This is a genomic window from Isoptericola sp. NPDC019482 (assembly GCF_040632295.1).
Classification (GTDB): Bacteria; Actinomycetota; Actinomycetes; order Actinomycetales; family Cellulomonadaceae; genus Isoptericola.
Genome location: NZ_JBEYBQ010000012.1, coordinates 27,588 through 45,685, shown reverse-complemented (window position 1 = coordinate 45,685; position 18,098 = coordinate 27,588). Strand labels below are relative to the sequence as shown.

The following is an 18,098-nucleotide window of genomic DNA, read 5'->3' as shown; positions in this document are numbered from 1 at the left end:
GCTCCTTGCCGTGCTGCGTGCCGTGCTGCTCGCCCTGCTGCTGTGCTGCTCCGTCGTCCGGCTCATCGGCCCAGGGCCGCGCGCACGGCGTCCGCGACGCCGTCCGGCACCAGGTCGTCGAACGGCCCGCCATACCGGGCCACGTCCTTGACCAGCGACGACGCCACGTGCGCGTACCGCTGCTCCCCCGGCACGAAGACCGTCTCGACCCCGGTCAGGTGCCGGTTCATGAGGGCCATCGGCAGCTCGGCGTCGAAGTCCGCCCCGCCGCGCAGGCCCTTGACCACCGCGACCGCCCCGAGCTCGCGACAGAAGTCGACGAGCAGCCCCGGCACCACCTCGACCCGCACGTCCGCGGTCTCGGGGTCGGCCGCGAGCGCCGCCCGGGCCAGCCCCACCCGCTCCTCGGGGCCGAGCAGCGCGTTCTTGGCGGCGTTCCGGGCCACCCCGACCACCACGACGTCGAACATCCGGCGCGCGCGCCGCACGATGTCGAGGTGGCCGAGCGTGATCGGGTCGAACGACCCGGGGCAGACGGCGATGCTCACGCCGTCACGCTAGTACAGCGGGGTGCCGATCCCGGGGAGCGCGGCCGGGCCCGTCGGGACACCATGAGGCATGAGCCCGGAGCCCCTGAGCCCCGCGCCCGACGTGGTGCCCCTGAGGTCGGGGGCGCAGCTCGCGTCGCTGTGGCACGACGTCCTGGCGCCGTCGTTCCCGCCCGAGGAGCTGACGACGTTCGAGGACCTGCGCGAAGGCTGCCGCTCCGGTGCGCAGACGGCGCACGGCGTCGAGCGGGGCGGTCGGGTCACGGCGGGGATCGTCGCCTCGTGGTCGCCGGGCACCCGCGTGCTGCTGGTCGACTACCTCGCGATCGCGCCGGGCGGGCGCGGCGGCGGCCTGGGCGGCCTGCTCCTGGACCGGTCGCTCGCGGCCTGGCGCGCGGCCCTGGGTCCGGCGGTCGTGCTGGCCGAGGTCGAGCACCCGGCCCATCATGCCGCCCACGCCCGGCACGGCGACCCCGCCGCCCGGCTGCGCTTCTACGCCCGCCACGGCGCGCGCGTGCTCGCGCTGCCCTACTTCCAGCCCGGCATGCGCGGGCCGGGCTCGCCGCGGGTCCCGGCCATGCTGCTCGTCGCGCTCGACGCCGACGGCGCGCCGGCCGGGCGGTCCCCGACGTCCGTGCCCGCGGACCCGGTGCGCCGCTTCCTCGCGGAGCACCTCCTCGAGTGCGAGGGCACGATGGTGGGCGACGCGGCGACGCGCCGCCTTCTCGACGCGGCGGCGTCTGACCGGGTCCCGACGGTCGACCCCGCCGACGCCGTGGCGCTGGCGGCCGTGCCCGTCGCGGTCCTGGAGGGCGCGGAGCGCTACGCCCCGTCCGGGCCGTCGGGCCCGACCGGCTCCGCGTAGTGCACCGCCGTCTCCCCGTAGTCCTTGCGGGCGAACGCCTCCAGGCCCGCGGGCCAGGTCGGCTCGGGGCTGCGGGTGGACCGCTCCACCACGACGACGGCGCCCGCGGCCAGCACCCCGGGCGCGGCGAGGTGGGCGAGGACGGTCGCGAGGCCGTCCTCGGCGAGGTCGTAGGGCGGGTCGAGGAAGACGACGTCGTACCCGTGCGCACCGCCGGACCCACCGCCGGACGCCGGGACGACGCCCGCCGCGAACCGCTCCGCGGAGTCGGCGACGACGCGCACCTCCCGCGACAGCCCCAGCGCCGCCACGTTGCGGCGGGCGACGTCCGCCGCGCGCCGGTTCGCGTCGACCAGGACGACGTCGGCGGCGCCGCGGCTCGCGGCCTCGAGCCCGAGCGCGCCGGAGCCCGCGTACAGGTCGAGCACCCGCGCGCCGTCCAGCACGTCGAGGTGGTCCAGCCGGGAGAAGATCGCCTCGCGGACCCGGTCGCTGGTGGGGCGTGTGCCCTTCGGCGGCACCTGCAGCGAGCGCCCGCCGAACCGGCCGGCCACGATCCTCGTCATGGCGCCGAGCGTATCCGCCCCGCTCACCCCGGCAGCGCGACCTCGGCCACGACGGGCAGGTGGTCGCTCGCCGTCCGCCCGAGGGGCGCCACCCGCTCGACGCTCGCCCCGCGGGCGAGGACGTGATCGATCCGGACGACCGGAGCGGCCGCGGGGAACGTGAACCCGAAGACCTGCCGCAGGCCGGTCACCTCGGCCGTGACCGGGGAGAGCGCCCGGTCGTCGAGGGCCGTGTTCAGGTCGCCCGCCACCAGCACGACCGGGGTCTCGTCGGCGGCCAGCTCGGCCCCCAGCCGGGCGATGCTCTCGTCGCGCGCCGCGGTGCCCAGCCCTGTGACGCCCAGTCGCACGGACGGCAGGTGCACCGCGTACAGCCGCACGCCCCCGGGGGCCGGGCCGTCCACCGTGACACGAAGGCCCCGGTCCCAGGACGGGTCGACCCCCACGGGTCGCAGGTCGACCGGTTCCGCCGCGTCCAGCGGGTGTCGCGACCACACCCCGACCGTCCCCTGCAGCGCCCGGTGCGGCAGCTCGTCCCCGAAGGCCTCGGTGAAGGCGGCGGCGAGCGGCGGGGTCACCTCGACGAGCGTGACGACGTCGGGCGCCGCCGCGAGCAGGACGGCGGCCGTGGCCGCGGGGTCCGCGTTGGTGTCGCCGACGTTGTGCTGCACGACGACGAGCCTCCCGCCACCGCGGGACGCCTCGTCCGCACCACCGTCCGGGCCCGGGGCGCCGCCGGGCGGCGGGACGCACACCGCCACCCAGGTCGCGGCGAGGACGGCCGCCGCAGTCGCGGCCGTCGCCGAACGGCGCACCACCGCGCCGACGAGCACCACCGGCACGGCCAGCCCCAGCCAGGGCAGGAACGTCGCGACCAGGCTGCCCAGGCCCCCGACGTCGGGCAACCATCGGTGCCCGGCCAGGAGGAGCGTCACCGCCGCCGCGAGCGCGGCGAGGACCCGCCCCCGCCGCCACACGGTGCCAGGCCGTCGGTCCGAGGGCACCGCGTGCCTCACGTGATCGCGCACGAGCCGGATGCTAGCGGGGCGGGAGGCTGCTCAGGCCCGCTCGAGGAACTCTTCCTGCTCGTCGTCGAGCTGTGCCTCGATCGCCGCGCGCAGCTCCGGGTGGGAGCCCAGCTCGAGGTCGGCGTCGACGACGGCGGTGGCCTCGCGCCGCGCGTCCGCGATGAGGTCGGCGTCCTGGACGACCCGCAGCAGCCGCAGCGAGCTGGAGCGCCCGGACTGGGCGGCCCCGAGCACGTCGCCCTCGGAGCGCAGCTCGAGGTCCAGGGTGGCGAGCCGGAAGCCGTCGGTGGTCTCCGCGAGCGCCTCGACCCGGGTCGCGGCGGGCGTGCCGGGCTGCGCCGTGGAGACCAGGAGGCACAGCCCCGGCGCGGAGCCGCGCCCGACGCGGCCGCGCAGCTGGTGGAGCTGGGACAGGCCGAACCGGTCGGCGTCGAAGACGACCATCACCGTGGCGTCGGGCACGTCCACGCCCACCTCGATCACCGTGGTGGAGACGAGCACCTGCAGCTCGCCGGCCGCGAAGCGCGCCATCGCGGACTCCTTGTCCGCGGGCGCCATCTGACCGTGCAGCACGCCGACGTCGAGGCCCGCGAGCGCGGGCGTCTCGCGCAGCATGTCCGCCACCTCGAGCACCGCGCGCAGCGGCGGGCGGTCGCTCGCCCCGGCGGCGTCGCCGTCCATGAGCTCGAGCAGGTCGGGGACGTCGTCGAAGTCCTTGGCCGCGGCGCCGCCGCCCGCGGGGAGGTCCTCGTCGGGGTCGATCCGTGGGCACACGACGTACGCGCGGTGCCCCTTGTCGACCTCCTCGCGCACGCGCGACCAGGTGCGCTCCATCCACCGCGGGTTGCCGGCGGGCACGACGTGCGACGTGATGCCGGCCCGCCCGGCGGGCACCTGCGTGAGCGACGACGTCTCCAGGTCGCCGAACACCGTCATCGCGACCGTGCGCGGGATGGGCGTGGCCGTCATCACCAGGACGTGCGGAGCGACGCGCCCCTTGGCGCGCAGCGCGTCGCGCTGCTCGACGCCGAACCGGTGCTGCTCGTCGACGACGACGAGGCCCAGGTCGGCGAACTGCACCTGGTCGCCCAGCAGGGCGTGCGTGCCCACGACGATCCCCGCCTCGCCGCTCGCCGCCTGCAGCAGCGCCTCCTTGCGGGCGGCCGCACCGAGCGAGCCGGTGAGCAGCGCCACCCGGGTGCCGTGGGCCGCGCCCCCCAGCAGCCCGCCCTCGGCGAGCGACCCCAGGAGCTGTCGCAGCGTGCGGGCGTGCTGCGCCGCGAGCACCTCGGTGGGCGCGAGCAGCGCGGCCTGGCCGCCGGCGTCGACCACCTGCAGCATCGCCCGCAGCGCCACGACCGTCTTGCCGGAGCCCACCTCGCCCTGCAGCAGGCGCTGCATGGGGCGCGCCTGCGCGAGCTCGTGCGCCAGGTCCTCGCCGACCGATCGCTGCCCGTCCGTCAGCGTGAACGGCAGGCCCGCGTCGAAGTCGGCGAGCAGGCTCGCCTCCCCCTCCGCCCGCAGCGGGCGCGCCGTCGCCTCCTGCTCGGCGGCGTGCGCCCGGCGCTGCGCGAGCGCGGCCTGCAGCACGAACGCCTCCTCGAAGCGGAACCGGTGCCGTGCCTGCTGCCACGCCCGCTGGTCCACGGGATGGTGGATCGCGCGCAGGGCGTCGAGCCGGCTCGGCAGCCCGTGCCGCGCCCGGACCTCGTCGGGCACCGGGTCCTCGACGTCCGCCTCGGTCAGCGGGTCGAGGACCGTGCGCACGGCCCGCTGGATGCGCCAGGAGGGCACCGACGACGACGCGGGGTAGATGGGGATGGGGCGGCTCGCCTCGAACATCGCCTCCTCGGCGTCGTCCGCGTCGACGCCCACGAGGACGTAGTCCGGGTGGGTGAGCTGGCGGGTGCCGCGGTACTCGCTCACCACCCCCGTGAACAGCCCCACGCGCCCCGGCCGCAGCTTGTCCTCGTGCGGCCGCAGCGCGCCGGCACGCTTGGCGAAGAACGTCAGCGCCAGCTCGTGCCGGCCGTCCGTCACGGTCGCCTGGAGCATGGCACCCGCGCGCGAGCGCATCGTCCGGACCGTCGCGCGCGCCACCCGCGCCATCACCGTGACGTGCTCGCCGAGCGCCAGCCGGTCCATGTCCGTGAGCGTGCCGGGGTCGCCGTACCGGCGCGGGTAGTGCCGCAGCAGGTCCCCGACCGTGGTCAGCCCCAGCTTGTCCAGCGGGCCCGCGCTGCGCGCCCCCAGCACCTTGGCCAGCGTCTCGCCCTCGCGCCCGGTCATGCGGACCCCTCGGCGTCGTCCACGAGCGGCTCGACGCCGATCGCCACGTGGTCCCCGGGGCGGCCGGTGCGCATCACCACGACGTCCGCGCCGTCGGAGACGGCGGCCGCCCGCGCCGCGAGCACCTCGACCGTGGAGTCGGGCACGTCGTCGTCGGGCAGCAGCGTGACGATCGCGGTGGGGGCGCCCGCCACGAGCCGCTTGACGATCGCGCCCACCGTGACGGCCGGCCCGCCACCGACGCGCAGCCCGGCGACCACGGCGCCGACGGCGGCCGGGACACCCGCGTCCAGCTCTCGCGGGTCGTCGAGCACAGCGGCCAGCGCCGACATCCCCGCCACGAGGTGGACGTCCCCCGGCGCGACGACCCGCACGATCTCGGGCACCTCGTCCGGGCCGTCCGCGGGTGCGGCGCCGTCGTCCGCGCCGTCGGAGGCCACCTGCAGCGGCTCGGGCGCCAGGACGAGCACCCGCGGGGCGCCCGCCCCGCGGGCCGCGGCGGCGAGGTCGTCGGCCGTGGGCGGCACGTCCAGGTCCAGCACCACCACGGCGCCGCCGCGCGCGAGCTCGGCGGCCAGTGCCGGCGCCGCCGTGGTGACGACCACCGCCCACCGGTCGGGCGGCACGGCGAGGTGGCGCACGGACACCCGCGACACCGCGCCACGCGAGGCCCAGCGCCGTGCCACGCCCAGCGCCGCGTCGAGGTCGGCGGTGTGGACGTGAGCCTGCCAGAGCGACCTGTCGGTGTCGTCGGTGCCACCCGAGCCGTCGGCCGCTCCGCCCACCACGACGACCGAGCTCCCCACGTCGTCCAGGTCCGCCCGCAGCGCGTCCGCCACCGCGCCGGGGCTGAAGCTCGCCGCGGAGGCGGAGCGCTCCAGCACGAACATGAGCTCGACGTCGTCGGTCGGGTCGCCGCCGTGCGCGTGGTCGTGCTCGTGGTCGTGCTCCTGCGCGTGGCGCTGCCGGTCCGCCACCGGCGCGCCGAAGTCCGTTCCCGGGGCGCCCCCCGGCGCGGCGTGGCCCGCGGCACGGGCGGCGGGGGCGGCGTGGCCGCGCAGGTCGAGATCCAGCAGCACGGGGCCGATGCTGCCGTCCGCCTCCGACACGCCCTCCAGCTCCCCGGCGGAGACCGCCCGCTGCGCCGCCGCCAGGGACCGCAGCACCAGGACGAGCCCGCAGGCGCCGGCGTCGAGCACGCCCGCGGCGCGCAACGGCTCCAGCGCCCCCACGCTGCGCAGGGCCGCCTCCCGCGCGCCGCGGCACGCGGCGTCGGTCGTGGACAGCCGTGCCGGGGCGCCGGCCGGGCCGACCATCCCGCCGGCCTCGGCGTGCCGGGCGGCCGCCGCGGCCGACTCCGCGGCCGTGAGGATCGTGCCGGGCGCGGGGTGCGCGACCGCGTGGCGCGCAGTGCGGGCGGCGACGTCGAGCGCGATGGCGAGGCTGTCGCCGCGCGTGGCCGCGAGCGTGAGACCGCGCAGCCACTCGCTGAGGATCACCCCCGAGTTCCCCCGGGCGCCGAGCAGCGCGGCCCGCGCGGCGAGCCGCAGCAGGCGCCCTCCGCCGGCCTCGGACGGCGCGGTGCGGACGGCTGCCGCGGCGTCGCGGACGGTGAGATACATGTTGGTGCCGGTGTCGCCGTCGGCCACCGGGAAGACGTTCACGCGGTCGATCTCGGCGCGGGCCTCGGCCAGCGCGCGGGCGGCGGTGCTCAGCCAGGCACGGACGACGATGGCGTCGAGGAGCTCGGGCTGGTGCACGCCCCCACCGTAGCGGTGAGACACCCCACGTTGAGGGGCACTCCCGTGATCGGCTATCCTCGTGTGGTTGCCCGGCCAGTTCCGGGCTCCCCCAACCACCAAGCTTCACGCCCTGCTGCCCTGGCGCGGGTCGTGTCACGACGATTCAGGAGAGACCGTGGCTGCCAACTGCGACGTCTGCGGCAAGGGCCCGGGCTTCGGGCACAGCATCTCGCACTCCCACATCCGCACGAAGCGCCGCTGGAACCCGAACATCCAGCGCGTCCGTGCCGTGGTCGCGGGCACCCCCAAGCGTGTGAACGTCTGCACGTCCTGCCTCAAGGCGGGCAAGGTCACGCGCCAGGCCTGAGCCTGCGGCACCGGGCGCGCCCGGTGCATGACGCTTCACGAGACGCCCGTCGGGATCTTCCCGGCGGGCGTCTCGGCGTCCCCTCACAGGGCCGCACCACCACGCGCTCACCGGCAAAGAATTCGTGAAGGATTCACCAAACGGCCTTGGCCGGCGCGGCGCCGACGTGGCACCCTGAGCAGATGATCGTGCAGACCGACAGCGACGTGGAGATCCGGCCCGCCGCGGTGACCGACGCAGGGCGGATCGCCCAGGTGCACCTCATCTCGTGGAAGGGCGCCTACGCCAGCGTGCTGCCGGCCGAGTACCTCGACTCCCTCGACGCGACCGAGCGCGCCGCCCAGTGGCAGCAGATCCTCGACGAGGGCACCCGCACCACGCTCGTCGCCGAGGGCGACGGCCGCCTCCTGGGCTTCGCGAGCTACGGCCCGTCGCGCGACGAGGACGCCGAGGACGGCGACCTCGAGCTGTACGCGATCTACCTCGACCCCGAGTCCTGGGGACGCGGCGTGGCCCGCGACCTCATGCGCACGGTCCTGTCCGACGTCCCCGACGGCGTGCCGATGTCGCTGTGGGTGCTCGCGCAGAACGAGCGGGCGCAGCACTTCTACCGCCGCCACGGTTTCCAGGCCGACGGCGTCGAGCGCATGGACGACATCGGCGACACCCCGGTCACCGAGGTCCGCTACCGCCGCGGCTGACCCGCCCCGCGCCTCAGCCGCCGAAGTGGTCCCACCCGCCGCGCGCGGCGGGCTCCGCGCCGTCGACGGTGACGGTGGCCGGCCCGGGCCGCACGCTCCCTACCCGCCGGAACGACTCCGGGAGCGCGACGTCGGGCGGGAACGCCGCCAGCAGGCCGTGGTCCTCTCCCCCGGTGAGCGCCCAGCCCAGCGCGGCGCCGGCCGCGTCGTCGCCGCCCAGGCCCAGCGCCTCGGCGGCGGGCAGCAGCCGCTCGACGTCGGCCGCGAGCGCGGACGTCTCCACGTCGATGCGCACGCCGCTCGCGCGGGCGAGCCGTCCGGCGTCGCGCAGCAGCCCGTCCGAGACGTCGAGCATCGCGGTCGCCCCGCAGCGCGCCGCCGTCGGGCCCGCGGCGAGCGGCGCCGCCGGGCGCAGGTAGCCGGCGACGCAGGCGCCGACACCTGCCGCGTCGTCGACGGTCGTCGCGTCGGCGGGGCCCGCCGCTCCGGCGTCGAGCAGCGCGAGGCCCGCCGCCGACAGCCCGCGGTGCCCGGCGTAGGCGAGCACGTCGCCGGGCCGTGCGCCCGCCCGCGTCACGGGCGCGCGGCCCTCGAGGTCGCCGTGCGCGGTCACGGCCACGACCACGGCCTCCCCGCCCGACAGGTCCCCGCCCACGACGCCCGCCCCGACCGGCGCGGACACGTCCGCCAGCCCGCGGGCGAGGCCGGTCACCCAGTCGACCGGCAGGTCCCCCGGGACCACGAGCGACACGACCAGCGACGTGGGGCGCGCGCCCATCGCCGCGACGTCCGCGAGGTTCGCCGTCGCCGCCCGCGCGCCGACGTCCTCCCCGCCCGACCAGCGGCGGCGGAAGTGCCGGTCCTCGACGAGCACGTCCGTCGTGACGACGAACCGTGCGTCCGGCGCCGCGACCACCGCCGCGTCGTCCCCCGGGCCGAGGACGGTAGCGGACCCGGCGGGCAGGAGCGGGAAGATCCGGGCGAGCAGCTCCTCCTCGGACAGGTCGCGCACGAGGGTGCGGGTGGCGTCGGTCACGGGACGACTGTAGGCGGTCGGCGGGCGCGTCCCGCCCGGTAGCGTGGTCGCCGTGCCCCGCCGTGTCCTGATGTCGTCCCGTGCCGCCCGCGCCGCCGCGCTGGGCGTCCTCGTCCTCCCGCTGGCGGCCTGCGCCACCACGATCGGCGCCACGCCCGCCGACGACGCCGCGAACCCGGACTGCGCGCCCGTCATGCTCGCGCTGCCCGACGTGCTCGCGGGCGACCTCGAGAAGGCGAAGACCAACGCGCAGGCCACCGCCGCCTGGGGCGAGCCCGGGGCCGCCGTGACCCTGCGCTGCGGCGTCACCCCGCCCGGGCCGTCCCCCGACTGCCAGCGGGTCGAGTCCCCGGGCGGCGCCGTCGACTGGATCGTCGAGGCCGGCGAGGACGGCACCTGGCGGTTCACCACCTACGGCCGCGAGCCCGCCGTCGAGGTCGTGGTGCCGCCGTCGGTCACCGAGGACCACTCGACGTCGTTCGTCGGCGACCTCGCCCAGGCCGTGAGCAACGTGGCGCCGACGGCGCAGTGCAGCTGACGGGAGCCTGACGGGCGCACCCGCGCGCGTGTCGGCCGCCCGTGGCACGGTGGCGGGATGGACCAGCGCCTGAGCCTCGTCACCCTCGTCGTCGCCGACCTCGCCGCCACCCGCCGCTTCTACGTGGAGGGCCTGGGCTGGGAACCGCTCCTCGAGGCGCCCGGCGAGGTGCTGATGGTCCAGGTCGGCCCACACGTGGTGCTGTCGATGTGGGACGAGGCGCACGCCACCGAGGAGATCGGTCCGGTGGTGCGGGGCGGCACGGCGCCGCTGACGCTCGCGCACAACGTCGCGAGCCCCGCCGAGGTGGACGCCGTCCTCGAGCACGCGCGCCGCGCCGGCGCGGCGACCGTCCGCGACGGCGTCCGGCGCGAGTGGGGCGGCTACTCCGGCTACTTCACCGACCCCGACGGGTTCCTGTGGGAGGTCGCGCACGCGCCGGGGCCGCTCGGCGAGCTGGTGGTGCCCTGACCCGCCGGGCAGGCCGTGGTCAGCCCAGGGCGGTCAGCGGAGCCCGGTCGGCCGCTCGAGGGCGAGCTGGATGAGCTCGTCGACGAGCTCGGGGTAGCTCACGCCCGAGGCCTCCCACATGCGCGGGTACATCGAGAACGGCGTGAACCCCGGCATGGTGTTGATCTCGTTGACGATCACGCGCTGGTCGGGGGTGACGAAGACGTCGACCCGGGACAGCCCCTCGGCCTCCACGGCCTCGAAGGTGCGCACCGCGACCTCGCGGATCTCGTCGATGACGGGCTGCGGCAGCTCGGCCGGGCAGCGCAGGTCGACGTGCGCCTCGTCGAGGTACTTCGCCTCGAAGTCGTAGAACGCGTGGCTGTCGTGGTCGACGATGATCTCGCCCGGCAGCGACGCACGCGCCCGGGCGCCGTCGTGCCCGCCGAGCACGGCGCACTCGATCTCGCGGCCCTCGATCCCGGCCTCCACGACGACCTTGGGGTCGTGCTCGCGCGCGGCGTCGACGGCGGCGGGCAGGTCGGCCAGGTCGTCGACGCGCGTGATGCCGAGCGACGACCCCGCGCGCGCGGGCTTGACGAACAGCGGCAGGCCCAGCGGCTCGACGGCGGCGACGCACGCCGCGCGGTCCCGCTCCCAGTCCCGGGGCCGGATCACGACGTACGGGCCGACGGCGAGGCCCTGGCCCGCGAGGACGAGCTTCATGAAGTGCTTGTCCATGCCGACGGCCGACGCGAGCACCCCCGCGCCGACGTAGTGCACGTCCGACAGCTCCAGCAGGCCCTGCACCGTGCCGTCCTCGCCGAACGGGCCGTGCAGCAGCGGGAAGACGACGTCGACCTCGCCGAGCAGCGCGGGCACCTGGCCCGGCTCCAGCACGCGCAGGGTGCGCTCGCCCTGCGTCAGCGACAGCACCACCTCGGCGCCCGAGTCGGCGGTCACCTCCGGCAGGCGGCCGTCGGTGATCTGCCAGCGCTCCGGGTCGTCGGCCGCGATCACCCAGCGGCCCTCACGCGTGATGCCCACGGGCACGACGTCGTAGCGGTCGCGGTCGATCGCGCGCAGCACGCCCGCGGCGGTGGACGCGGAGATGGCGTGCTCGCCCGAGCGGCCGCCGAACAGCACGGCGACGCGGGTCTTGCGCGGGGTGCCGTCGCCCGCGGTCGGGACGGCGGGAACGGGGCTCGTCGTGGGAGCGGTGGCGTCGGACATCGCCGCCCAACCTACCGGACCCGGCCCGCCGTCCCGACCTCCTCAGCGGGCGCGGAGCTCCTTGCGCAGGATCTTGCCCGCGGCGGACTTCGGGACCGCGTCGACGAACTCCACGACCCGCACCTTCTTGTACGGGGCGACCTGCTCGGCGACGAAGGTCTGCACGTCGTCGGCGTCGAGTGTGCTGCCCCCGGCCCGCACGACGAACGCCTTCGGCACCTCCCCCGACTCCGGGTCGGGGACGCCGATCACGGCGGCGTCCGCGATCTCGGGGTGGGTGAGCAGCAGCGCCTCCAGCTCCGCCGGCGCCACCTGGTAGCCCTTGTGCTTGATGAGCTCCTTGAGGCGGTCGACGACGGTGAACGCGCCGTCGGCGTCGACCGTCACGATGTCGCCGGTGTGCAGGAAGCCGTCCGGCTCGAGGGTGTCGCGGGTGGCCTGCTCGTCGGCGAGGTAGCCGACCATGACGTTGGGCCCGGCGCACAGCAGCTCGCCGGGCGCGCTCACGCCCTCGGCCGGCGGCGCGATCGCCTCCCCCGTCGCCGGGTCGACGACCCGGGCGAGCATGTTCGGCACCAGCAGGCCGACCGTGCCGGGCGAGATGTCGGTCCGGTCGACCGGCACGACGTGCGACACCGGCGACATCTCCGACATCCCGTAGCCCTGCAGCACCCGGGCACCGGGCAGCCGGCGGCCCACGGCCTCGGCCAGGTGCTCGTCGAACGGCGCCGCCCCCGACATGAGGATCCGCACGCTGGACAGGTCCCGGTCGGCGGCCGCGGGGTGCTTGGCGAGCGCCAGCGCGATCGGCGGCGCCACGAACAGCACGGTGGACCGGTGCTGCTCGACGACGCGCAGGTACTCCGCGAGGTCGAACCGCGGCAGCGTGACGAGCGTGGAGCGCTGGTAGATCGCGCCGTTCATCAGCACCGTCATGCCGTAGATGTGGAAGAACGGGAGCACCGCGGGGATGACGTCGTCGCGCGTGAGGGGCAGGTACGCCTCCGTCTGCACGACGTTCGCCACGAGGTTGCGGTGGGTGAGCATCACGCCCTTCGGCAGCCCGGTCGTGCCGGACGAGTACGGCAGCACGGCGAGGTGGGTGCGCGGGTCGAACGCGACGTCGGGCGCGGCGTGGCCGCCCGCGAGGAGCTCGCCGAGCGACGGGTGCCCGTCCGCGCCGTCGAGCACGACGACGTCGGCGGGCGCGAGCCCCGCGGCGTCGGCGCCGGCCTCGGCGGCCGGCAGCAGCGCCGACACCGTCACGAGCGACTTCGCCCCCGACGACTCGAGCTGCTTGGCCACCTCGCGGCCGGAGGCGAGCGCGTTGATCGTGGTCACCGTGATGCCGGCCCGCAGCAGGCCGTGGAAGACGGCGACGAACGCGGGCACGTTGGGGCTGTGCAGGGCCACGACGTCCCCGACGGCCAGGCCGCGGGCGGCGAACGCCCCGGCGATCGCGTCCACGCGGTCGCGCAGCTCCCCGTACGTCGTCGTGGCGCCGCTCGGGCCGTCGACCAGCGCGACCCGGTCGGCGTCGGCGCCGTCGAGCGACGCGAAGAGGAACTCGTAGAGGGTGACGTCGGGGATCTCGACGTCGGGGTGCGGGCTGCGGATCACGGAACGGTCGGCGGCGGTGTCGACGCCCGTGTCGGCGCTGGTCTCGGGCAACAGGTCGGACATGGCGGTCCCCTTCGTGCGGCACGGTCCTCGTCGACCGTGTGCACGGGAGCGTAGCGCCGGGAACCGATGGCGCGGGAGCGACGTTGGGGCGATCGTGGACATCACGAACGACACGACCGCCCTCGCGGCGCCCGCGGCCGAGGACCAGGCCGCGCCCGCCGACGATCCCAGTCATAGTCCGGGCTCGACGCAGCCCCCGACCCCGCTCGACCCTGAGGCGGTGCGCCACCGGTGACCGCCGTCCTCTCCCTCCTCCTCGGCATCCTGGTGATCCTCGTGATCACCGCGGCGACGGCGTACTTCGTCGCCCAGGAGTTCGCCTACATGACCGTGGACCGCTCCCGGCTCGCCGCCCGCGCGGAAGCCGGTGACGCGACCGCGAAGCGGGCCCTCGCCGTCACGCGCCGCACGTCCTTCGTGCTCTCGGGCGCCCAGCTCGGCATCACCGTGACCGGCCTGCTGGTCGGCTACGTGGCCGAGCCCCTGGTGGGCGACGCGCTGGGCACCCTGCTCGGCGGCGTCGGCGTCCCGACCGGCGTGGGCGTGGCCGTCGGCACCGTCGCGGCCCTCGTCGTCTCGACGCTGGTGCAGATGCTCTTCGGTGAGCTGTTCCCGAAGAACCTCGCCATCGCCCGCCCCGAGCCCACGGCCCTGCGCCTGGCCGGCTCGACGACGGCGTACCTCACCGTGCTCGGCTGGCTCATCGCCGTCTTCGACAAGGCGTCGAACGCGCTGCTGCGGCTGCTGCGCATCGAGCCCGTGCACGACGTCGAGCACTCCGCCACCGCCCGCGACCTGGAGCACATCGTCGCGGACTCCCGCGAGAGCGGCGACCTGCCCGACGACCTGTCGGTGCTGCTCGACCGCATCCTCGACTTCCCGCAGCACGACGTCGAGCACGCCATGATCCCGCGCTCGCGCGTCGGCACCGTCGACCCCGCCCTCACGGTGGGCGAGCTGCGCACGCTCATGGCGGGCGGCCACTCCCGCTACCCGGTGGTGGACGACGAGGACCGCGCGCTCGGCGTCGTCCAGCTCACCGACCTGCTGCGGACCGGCCTCGACGACGCCGCGCCCGTCACCGAGCTCATGCGGCCGGTGACCGTCCTGCCCACCCTCATGGCGCTGCCCGACGCCCTCGCCGAGCTGACGCGCACCCGCAACCAGCTCGCCGTCGTCGTCGACGAGTACGGCGGCTTCGCGGGCGTCCTCACCCTCGAGGACCTCGCGGAGGAGCTCGTCGGCGAGATCACGGACGAGCACGACCCGGCCCTGCCGGTCACCGTGTCGTCCGAGGACGACGGCGCGTGGGTGATGGGCGGCGACGTCCACCTCGACGAGGCGGAGCGCGCCATCGGGCACGACCTGCCGCGCGGCGACCACGAGACCGTCGCCGGGCTGCTCATCGCGCAGACCGGCGCGCTCCCCCGCGCCGGCGACACGGTGACGGTGGACCTGCCGCCCGACCCTGCGGACCTGGTGCACGACGAACCCCGTCACCGGCGGCTGGAGGTCGAGGTGATCTCGGTCGAGCGGCACGTGCCCCACCTGGTGCGCGTACGGCTCTTCGAGGACGCCACGCAGGACGCCCCGCAGGACAGCAGGGAGGGCGCGGTCGAGCCCGCCCCGGACGTCACGCCGGCCCCCGCGAAGGAGGACGACCGATGAGCAACCCGTGGGTCGTCGTCGCGGCGACCGTCGTCATCATCGCGCTCAGCGCGTTCTTCGTGGCCGTGGAGTTCGCCCTGCTCGGGGCGCGCCGTCACCGGCTGGAGGACGCCGCCCCGCGCAGCCGCTCCGCCCGGGCGGCGCTGCGCAGCTCGTCCGAGCTCACGCTGCTGCTCGCCGGGTCGCAGCTCGGCATCACGGCCTGCACCCTGGCGCTCGGCGCCGTGACCAAGCCGGCCGTGCACCACTGGCTCACGCCGCTGTTCGCGGCGTGGGGCGCCCCGTACTGGGTGGCCGACGTCGCGGGCTTCGTGCTCGCGCTGATCATCGTCACCTTCCTGCACCTCGTGGTGGGCGAGATGGCCCCCAAGTCGTGGGCCATCGCGCACCCCGAGGCGTCCGCCACGCTCCTCGCGCTGCCGATGCGGGCGTTCATGTGGGTCACCCGGCCCGTGCTGCGCTGGCTCAACGCGCTGGCCAACCGGTGCCTGCGGGCCGTCGGCGTGGAGCCGGTGGACCACATCGAGGCGGGTCACGACCCGGCCACGTTGCGGCACCTCGTGGAGCACTCCGTGAACGTCGGCGCGCTCGACGCCACGTACTCCACGCAGATCGCCGGGGCGCTCGAGCTCGAGACGCTCACCGTCGACTCCCTGGTGCCGGCGGGCGCACGCCCCACCGCCGTCACCACGGACGCCACGGCCGCGGACGTGCGGGCCGCGTCCGTCGCGTCCGGCCACCTGCGCATCCTGGTGCGCGACGGCGGTGTCGACGGCGGTGTCGACGGCGGTGGTGACGGCAGTGTCGCCGGCGGTGGTGACGGCGAGGTGACCGGCGTCGTGCACGTGCGCGACACCCTGCTGCTCGCCGACGACGCCCCCGTGGCGCCCGTGGCGCGCGCACCGTTCGTGCTCGACGCGTCGACCACCGTGCACGCGGCGATCTCGTTGCTGCGGGAGGCGGGCGAGCAGCTCGCGCTGGTGCGTCGTGACGGGCGCACGGTGGGTGTCGTCACGCTGGCCGACGTGCTGCACCGTCTGCTCCCCGAGCCCGTCGCCGCGGCCGACTGACCGTCGTCGTACGGTGAGGGCATGCCGCCCTCACCGTACGACGCGCCGTCACCGCTCTCGACCCCCCGGCAGATCCTCACCGACGAGCTCCTCGAGACCATCCGCGGCCGCGCGGCGGCGTACGACCGCGAGAACGCGTACTTCGCCGACGACCTCGCCGACCTCAAGGCGGCCGGGTACCTCCAGGCCATGGTGCCGCAGCACCTGGGCGGCGCCGGGCTGACCCTGCGCGAAGCCGCCCGCGAGCAGGCTCGGCTCGCCGGCGCCGCTCCCGCGACGGCGCTCGCGGTGAACATGCACCACGTGTGGGTGGGCGTGGCCCGGTTCCTCACGCGACGCGGCGACCACTCCCTCGACTGGCTGCTCGAGGAGACCGCGCACGGCGAGGTCTTCGGCTTCGGCTACTCCGAGGCGGGCAACGACCTGGTGCTGCTCGGCTCGCGCACCGAGGCCCGCCCCGACGGTGAGGGCGGGTACTCCTTCCACGGCACGAAGATCTTCACGTCCAACTCCCCCGGCTGGACCCGCCTGGGCGTCATGGGCCTGGACGACGCGACCGACCCCGACGACCCGCGCATCGTGCACGCCTTCGTCACGCGCGACGGCGGCGGCTTCGAGATCAAGGACGACTGGGACACGCTCGGCATGCGGGCGTCGCAGTCCTGCACCACCGTGCTCGACGGCGCGCACGCCCCCGCCGACCGCGTGCTGCGCCGTATCGCGCCCGGCCCCAGCCTCGACCCGTACGTGCTGGGCATCTTCACCAGCTTCGAGATCCTGCTCGCGAGCGTGTACCTGGGCGTCGCCGACCGCGCGCTGGCCCTCGCCGTCGAGACGGTGGGCAAGCGCCGCTCGATGAAGACCGGCAAGGCGTACTCGCAGGACCCGGACATCCGCTGGCGCATCGGCACGGCCGCCCTCGCGCTCGACGGCCTGTGGCCGCAGCTCGACCTGGTGGCCGGCGAGGTCGACGCCCAGGTCGACAAGGGTGCGGGGTTCTTCCGCTCGACGGCGGGGCTCAAGGTCCGCGTGACGGAGACGGCGCGGCAGGTCGTGGACGAGGCGATCCGCTGCTCCGGCGGCTCCACGTACTTCAACCGCTCCGAGCTGGGGCGGCTCTACCGCGACGTCCTGGCCGGCATCTTCCACCCCAGCGACGACGAGTCCGCGCACTCCACCGTCGCGCAGGCGGTGCTCGGCCCGCTCGAGGTCTGACCTTCTGCCGAGTTGTCAGAGCCACGTGGGGGTATGGCACCACCTGGCTCTGACAACTCCCCGAGCTCGCGACCTGTCAGAGCCACGGAGGGATATAGCCCGGCGTGGCTCTGACAGGTCCGGGGTCAGGCGGAGGCGCCGTCCAGCCGGGCGAGCTCGTCGGGGGTGAGCTCCAGCGTCATGGAGCGCAGCAGCGCCCCGAGCTGACCCGTGTGCCGGGCGCTGGCGATGGGCGCGACGACGGTCGGCTGCGCGCGCAGCCAGGCCAGCGCGACGGACGCGACGGGCACGTCGTGGGCGGCGGCGACGTCGTCGAGAGCGGCCAGCACGCGCCGCCCGCGGTCGTCGAGGTAGCGCGCCGCGCCCTGGGCACGCGGGCTGTCGGGCGCCTCGCCGTCGCGGTAGGTCCCGGCGAGGAAGCCGGAGGCGAGCGCGTAGTACGGCAGCACCCCGAGCCCGTGCCGCTCGGCGGCCCGCCGCAGCCCGTCCTCGAAGCCGCGCTCCACGAGGTTGTAGTGCGGCTGCAGGGCCACGGGGCGGTGCAGCCCGGCGGCGTCGACGGCGGCGAACCACTCGTCGATCCGCTCCGGCGTGTAGTTCGAGACGCCGATCTCGCGCACGAGGCCGTCGTCGACGAGTGCCGAGAACGCCGCGGCAGTCTCCGAAAGCGGGGTGTCGGCGTCGTCGAAGTGCGCGTAGTACAGGTCGATGCGGTCGGTGCCCAGCCGCTTCAGGGACGCCTCCGCCGCCGCGCGCACGGTCGGCGCCGCCAGCCCGCGGAACTCCGGGTGCGTGGAGACCTTGGTCGCGACCAGCACGTCGTCGCGGCGCCCGGTGTGGGCCAGCCAGCGTCCGATCGTCGCCTCGCTCTCTCCCCCGGAGTTGCCGGGCACCCAGGCGGAGTAGCCGTCGGCCGTGTCGAGCATCCGGCCGCCGGCGTCGACGAACGCGTCGAGGACGGCGAAGGACGCCGCGTCGTCGGCCGTCCAGCCGAACACGTTGCCGCCCAGCACCAGGGGCGCCGCGTCGAGGTCGAGGGAGCCGAGCGCGGGGCCGGCCGGGGCAGAGTTCGTCGCCTGGGTCACAGCACGCACAAGCA

17 protein-coding genes are annotated in these 18,098 nt (G+C 75.8%); 8 read left to right on the top strand and 9 right to left on the bottom strand.

Annotated elements, in window-relative coordinates:
• Window positions 1-62: 62 nt before the first annotated feature.
• Window positions 63-548 carry a pantetheine-phosphate adenylyltransferase gene (gene coaD / locus ABZ493_RS10400; RefSeq protein ID WP_430582093.1) on the bottom strand — a complete coding sequence of 162 codons (486 nt, stop codon included), beginning with the start codon at window positions 546-548 and terminating at the stop codon, window positions 63-65.
• A gap of 70 nt (window positions 549-618) precedes the next feature.
• On the opposite strand from coaD, the gene ABZ493_RS10395 reads away from it, so the two are divergent.
• Window positions 619-1,413 carry a GNAT family N-acetyltransferase gene (locus ABZ493_RS10395; protein ID WP_430582092.1) on the top strand — a complete coding sequence of 265 codons (795 nt, stop codon included), beginning with the start codon at window positions 619-621 and terminating at the stop codon, window positions 1,411-1,413.
• On the opposite strand, the gene rsmD is transcribed toward ABZ493_RS10395, so the two are convergent.
• From rsmD to ABZ493_RS10375, 4 genes are read right to left on the bottom strand one after another with little or no spacing between them, the layout of a single operon-like run.
• Window positions 1,371-1,979 carry a 16S rRNA (guanine(966)-N(2))-methyltransferase RsmD gene (rsmD, locus tag ABZ493_RS10390; RefSeq protein WP_430582091.1) on the bottom strand — a complete coding sequence of 203 codons (609 nt, stop codon included), beginning with the start codon at window positions 1,977-1,979 and terminating at the stop codon, window positions 1,371-1,373. The two genes, ABZ493_RS10395 and rsmD, sit on opposite strands and share 43 nt — an antisense overlap.
• A gap of 23 nt (window positions 1,980-2,002) precedes the next feature.
• Window positions 2,003-3,007: an endonuclease/exonuclease/phosphatase family protein gene (locus ABZ493_RS10385; protein ID WP_430582090.1), complete on the bottom strand. Its 1,005-nt coding sequence runs from the start codon at window positions 3,005-3,007 to the stop codon at window positions 2,003-2,005.
• 30 nt (window positions 3,008-3,037) lie between these two features.
• Window positions 3,038-5,296 carry an ATP-dependent DNA helicase RecG gene (locus tag ABZ493_RS10380; protein ID WP_430582089.1) on the bottom strand — a complete coding sequence of 753 codons (2,259 nt, stop codon included), beginning with the start codon at window positions 5,294-5,296 and terminating at the stop codon, window positions 3,038-3,040.
• Window positions 5,293-7,056 carry a DAK2 domain-containing protein gene (locus ABZ493_RS10375; RefSeq protein WP_430582088.1) on the bottom strand — a complete coding sequence of 588 codons (1,764 nt, stop codon included), beginning with the start codon at window positions 7,054-7,056 and terminating at the stop codon, window positions 5,293-5,295. The genes ABZ493_RS10380 and ABZ493_RS10375 overlap by 4 nt, the downstream gene beginning before the upstream one ends.
• A 157-nt stretch (window positions 7,057-7,213) precedes the next feature.
• On the opposite strand from ABZ493_RS10375, the gene rpmB reads away from it, so the two are divergent.
• Together rpmB and ABZ493_RS10365 are read left to right on the top strand one after the other, a co-directional pair.
• A complete protein-coding gene (gene rpmB / locus ABZ493_RS10370) occupies window positions 7,214-7,405 on the top strand; it encodes a 50S ribosomal protein L28 (RefSeq protein ID WP_069984843.1) in 192 nt (63 codons plus the stop codon).
• A 182-nt stretch (window positions 7,406-7,587) separates the two neighbouring features.
• Entirely contained in the window at window positions 7,588-8,106 is a 519-nt protein-coding gene (locus tag ABZ493_RS10365) for a GNAT family N-acetyltransferase (protein ID WP_430582087.1), read from the top strand.
• A 13-nt stretch (window positions 8,107-8,119) separates the two neighbouring features.
• Here ABZ493_RS10365 and ABZ493_RS10360 read toward each other — a convergent pair whose 3' ends face one another.
• Window positions 8,120-9,142 carry a thiamine-phosphate kinase gene (locus tag ABZ493_RS10360; RefSeq protein WP_430582086.1) on the bottom strand — a complete coding sequence of 341 codons (1,023 nt, stop codon included), beginning with the start codon at window positions 9,140-9,142 and terminating at the stop codon, window positions 8,120-8,122.
• A gap of 52 nt (window positions 9,143-9,194) precedes the next feature.
• On the opposite strand from ABZ493_RS10360, the gene ABZ493_RS10355 reads away from it, so the two are divergent.
• Entirely contained in the window at window positions 9,195-9,680 is a 486-nt protein-coding gene (locus tag ABZ493_RS10355) for a DUF3515 family protein (RefSeq protein WP_430582085.1), read from the top strand.
• Between the two features lie 57 nt (window positions 9,681-9,737).
• Complete coding sequence (locus tag ABZ493_RS10350) at window positions 9,738-10,151, top strand: VOC family protein (RefSeq protein WP_430582084.1); 414 nt, start codon at window positions 9,738-9,740, stop codon at window positions 10,149-10,151.
• Window positions 10,152-10,184: 33 nt separating this feature from the next.
• Here the strand turns inward: ABZ493_RS10350 and ABZ493_RS10345 are convergent, their stop codons facing one another.
• Both ABZ493_RS10345 and ABZ493_RS10340 read right to left on the bottom strand, forming a co-directional pair.
• Window positions 10,185-11,363, bottom strand: coding sequence for a D-alanine--D-alanine ligase family protein (locus tag ABZ493_RS10345; protein ID WP_430582083.1), 1,179 nt, complete (start codon window positions 11,361-11,363; stop codon window positions 10,185-10,187).
• Window positions 11,364-11,405: 42 nt separating this feature from the next.
• A complete protein-coding gene (locus ABZ493_RS10340; RefSeq protein ID WP_430582153.1) occupies window positions 11,406-12,983 on the bottom strand; it encodes an AMP-binding protein in 1,578 nt (525 codons plus the stop codon).
• A gap of 294 nt (window positions 12,984-13,277) precedes the next feature.
• On the opposite strand from ABZ493_RS10340, the gene ABZ493_RS10335 reads away from it, so the two are divergent.
• The 3 genes from ABZ493_RS10335 to ABZ493_RS10325 are packed head-to-tail and all read left to right on the top strand — an operon-like array spanning window position 13,278 to window position 16,999.
• Window positions 13,278-14,714, top strand: a complete 1,437-nt coding sequence (locus tag ABZ493_RS10335) for a hemolysin family protein (protein ID WP_430582082.1) — start codon at window positions 13,278-13,280, stop codon at window positions 14,712-14,714.
• Complete coding sequence (locus ABZ493_RS10330) at window positions 14,711-15,784, top strand: CNNM domain-containing protein (protein ID WP_430582081.1); 1,074 nt, start codon at window positions 14,711-14,713, stop codon at window positions 15,782-15,784. The genes ABZ493_RS10335 and ABZ493_RS10330 overlap by 4 nt, the downstream gene beginning before the upstream one ends.
• 21 nt (window positions 15,785-15,805) lie before the next feature.
• The gene (locus ABZ493_RS10325; protein WP_430582080.1) at window positions 15,806-16,999 is read left to right on the top strand and encodes an acyl-CoA dehydrogenase family protein; all 1,194 of its coding nucleotides are present in this window, start codon (window positions 15,806-15,808) and stop codon (window positions 16,997-16,999) included.
• Between the two features lie 125 nt (window positions 17,000-17,124).
• Here the strand turns inward: ABZ493_RS10325 and ABZ493_RS10320 are convergent, their stop codons facing one another.
• Window positions 17,125-18,084, bottom strand: a complete 960-nt coding sequence (locus ABZ493_RS10320) for an aldo/keto reductase (protein ID WP_430582079.1) — start codon at window positions 18,082-18,084, stop codon at window positions 17,125-17,127.
• Window positions 18,085-18,098 lie beyond the last annotated feature (14 nt).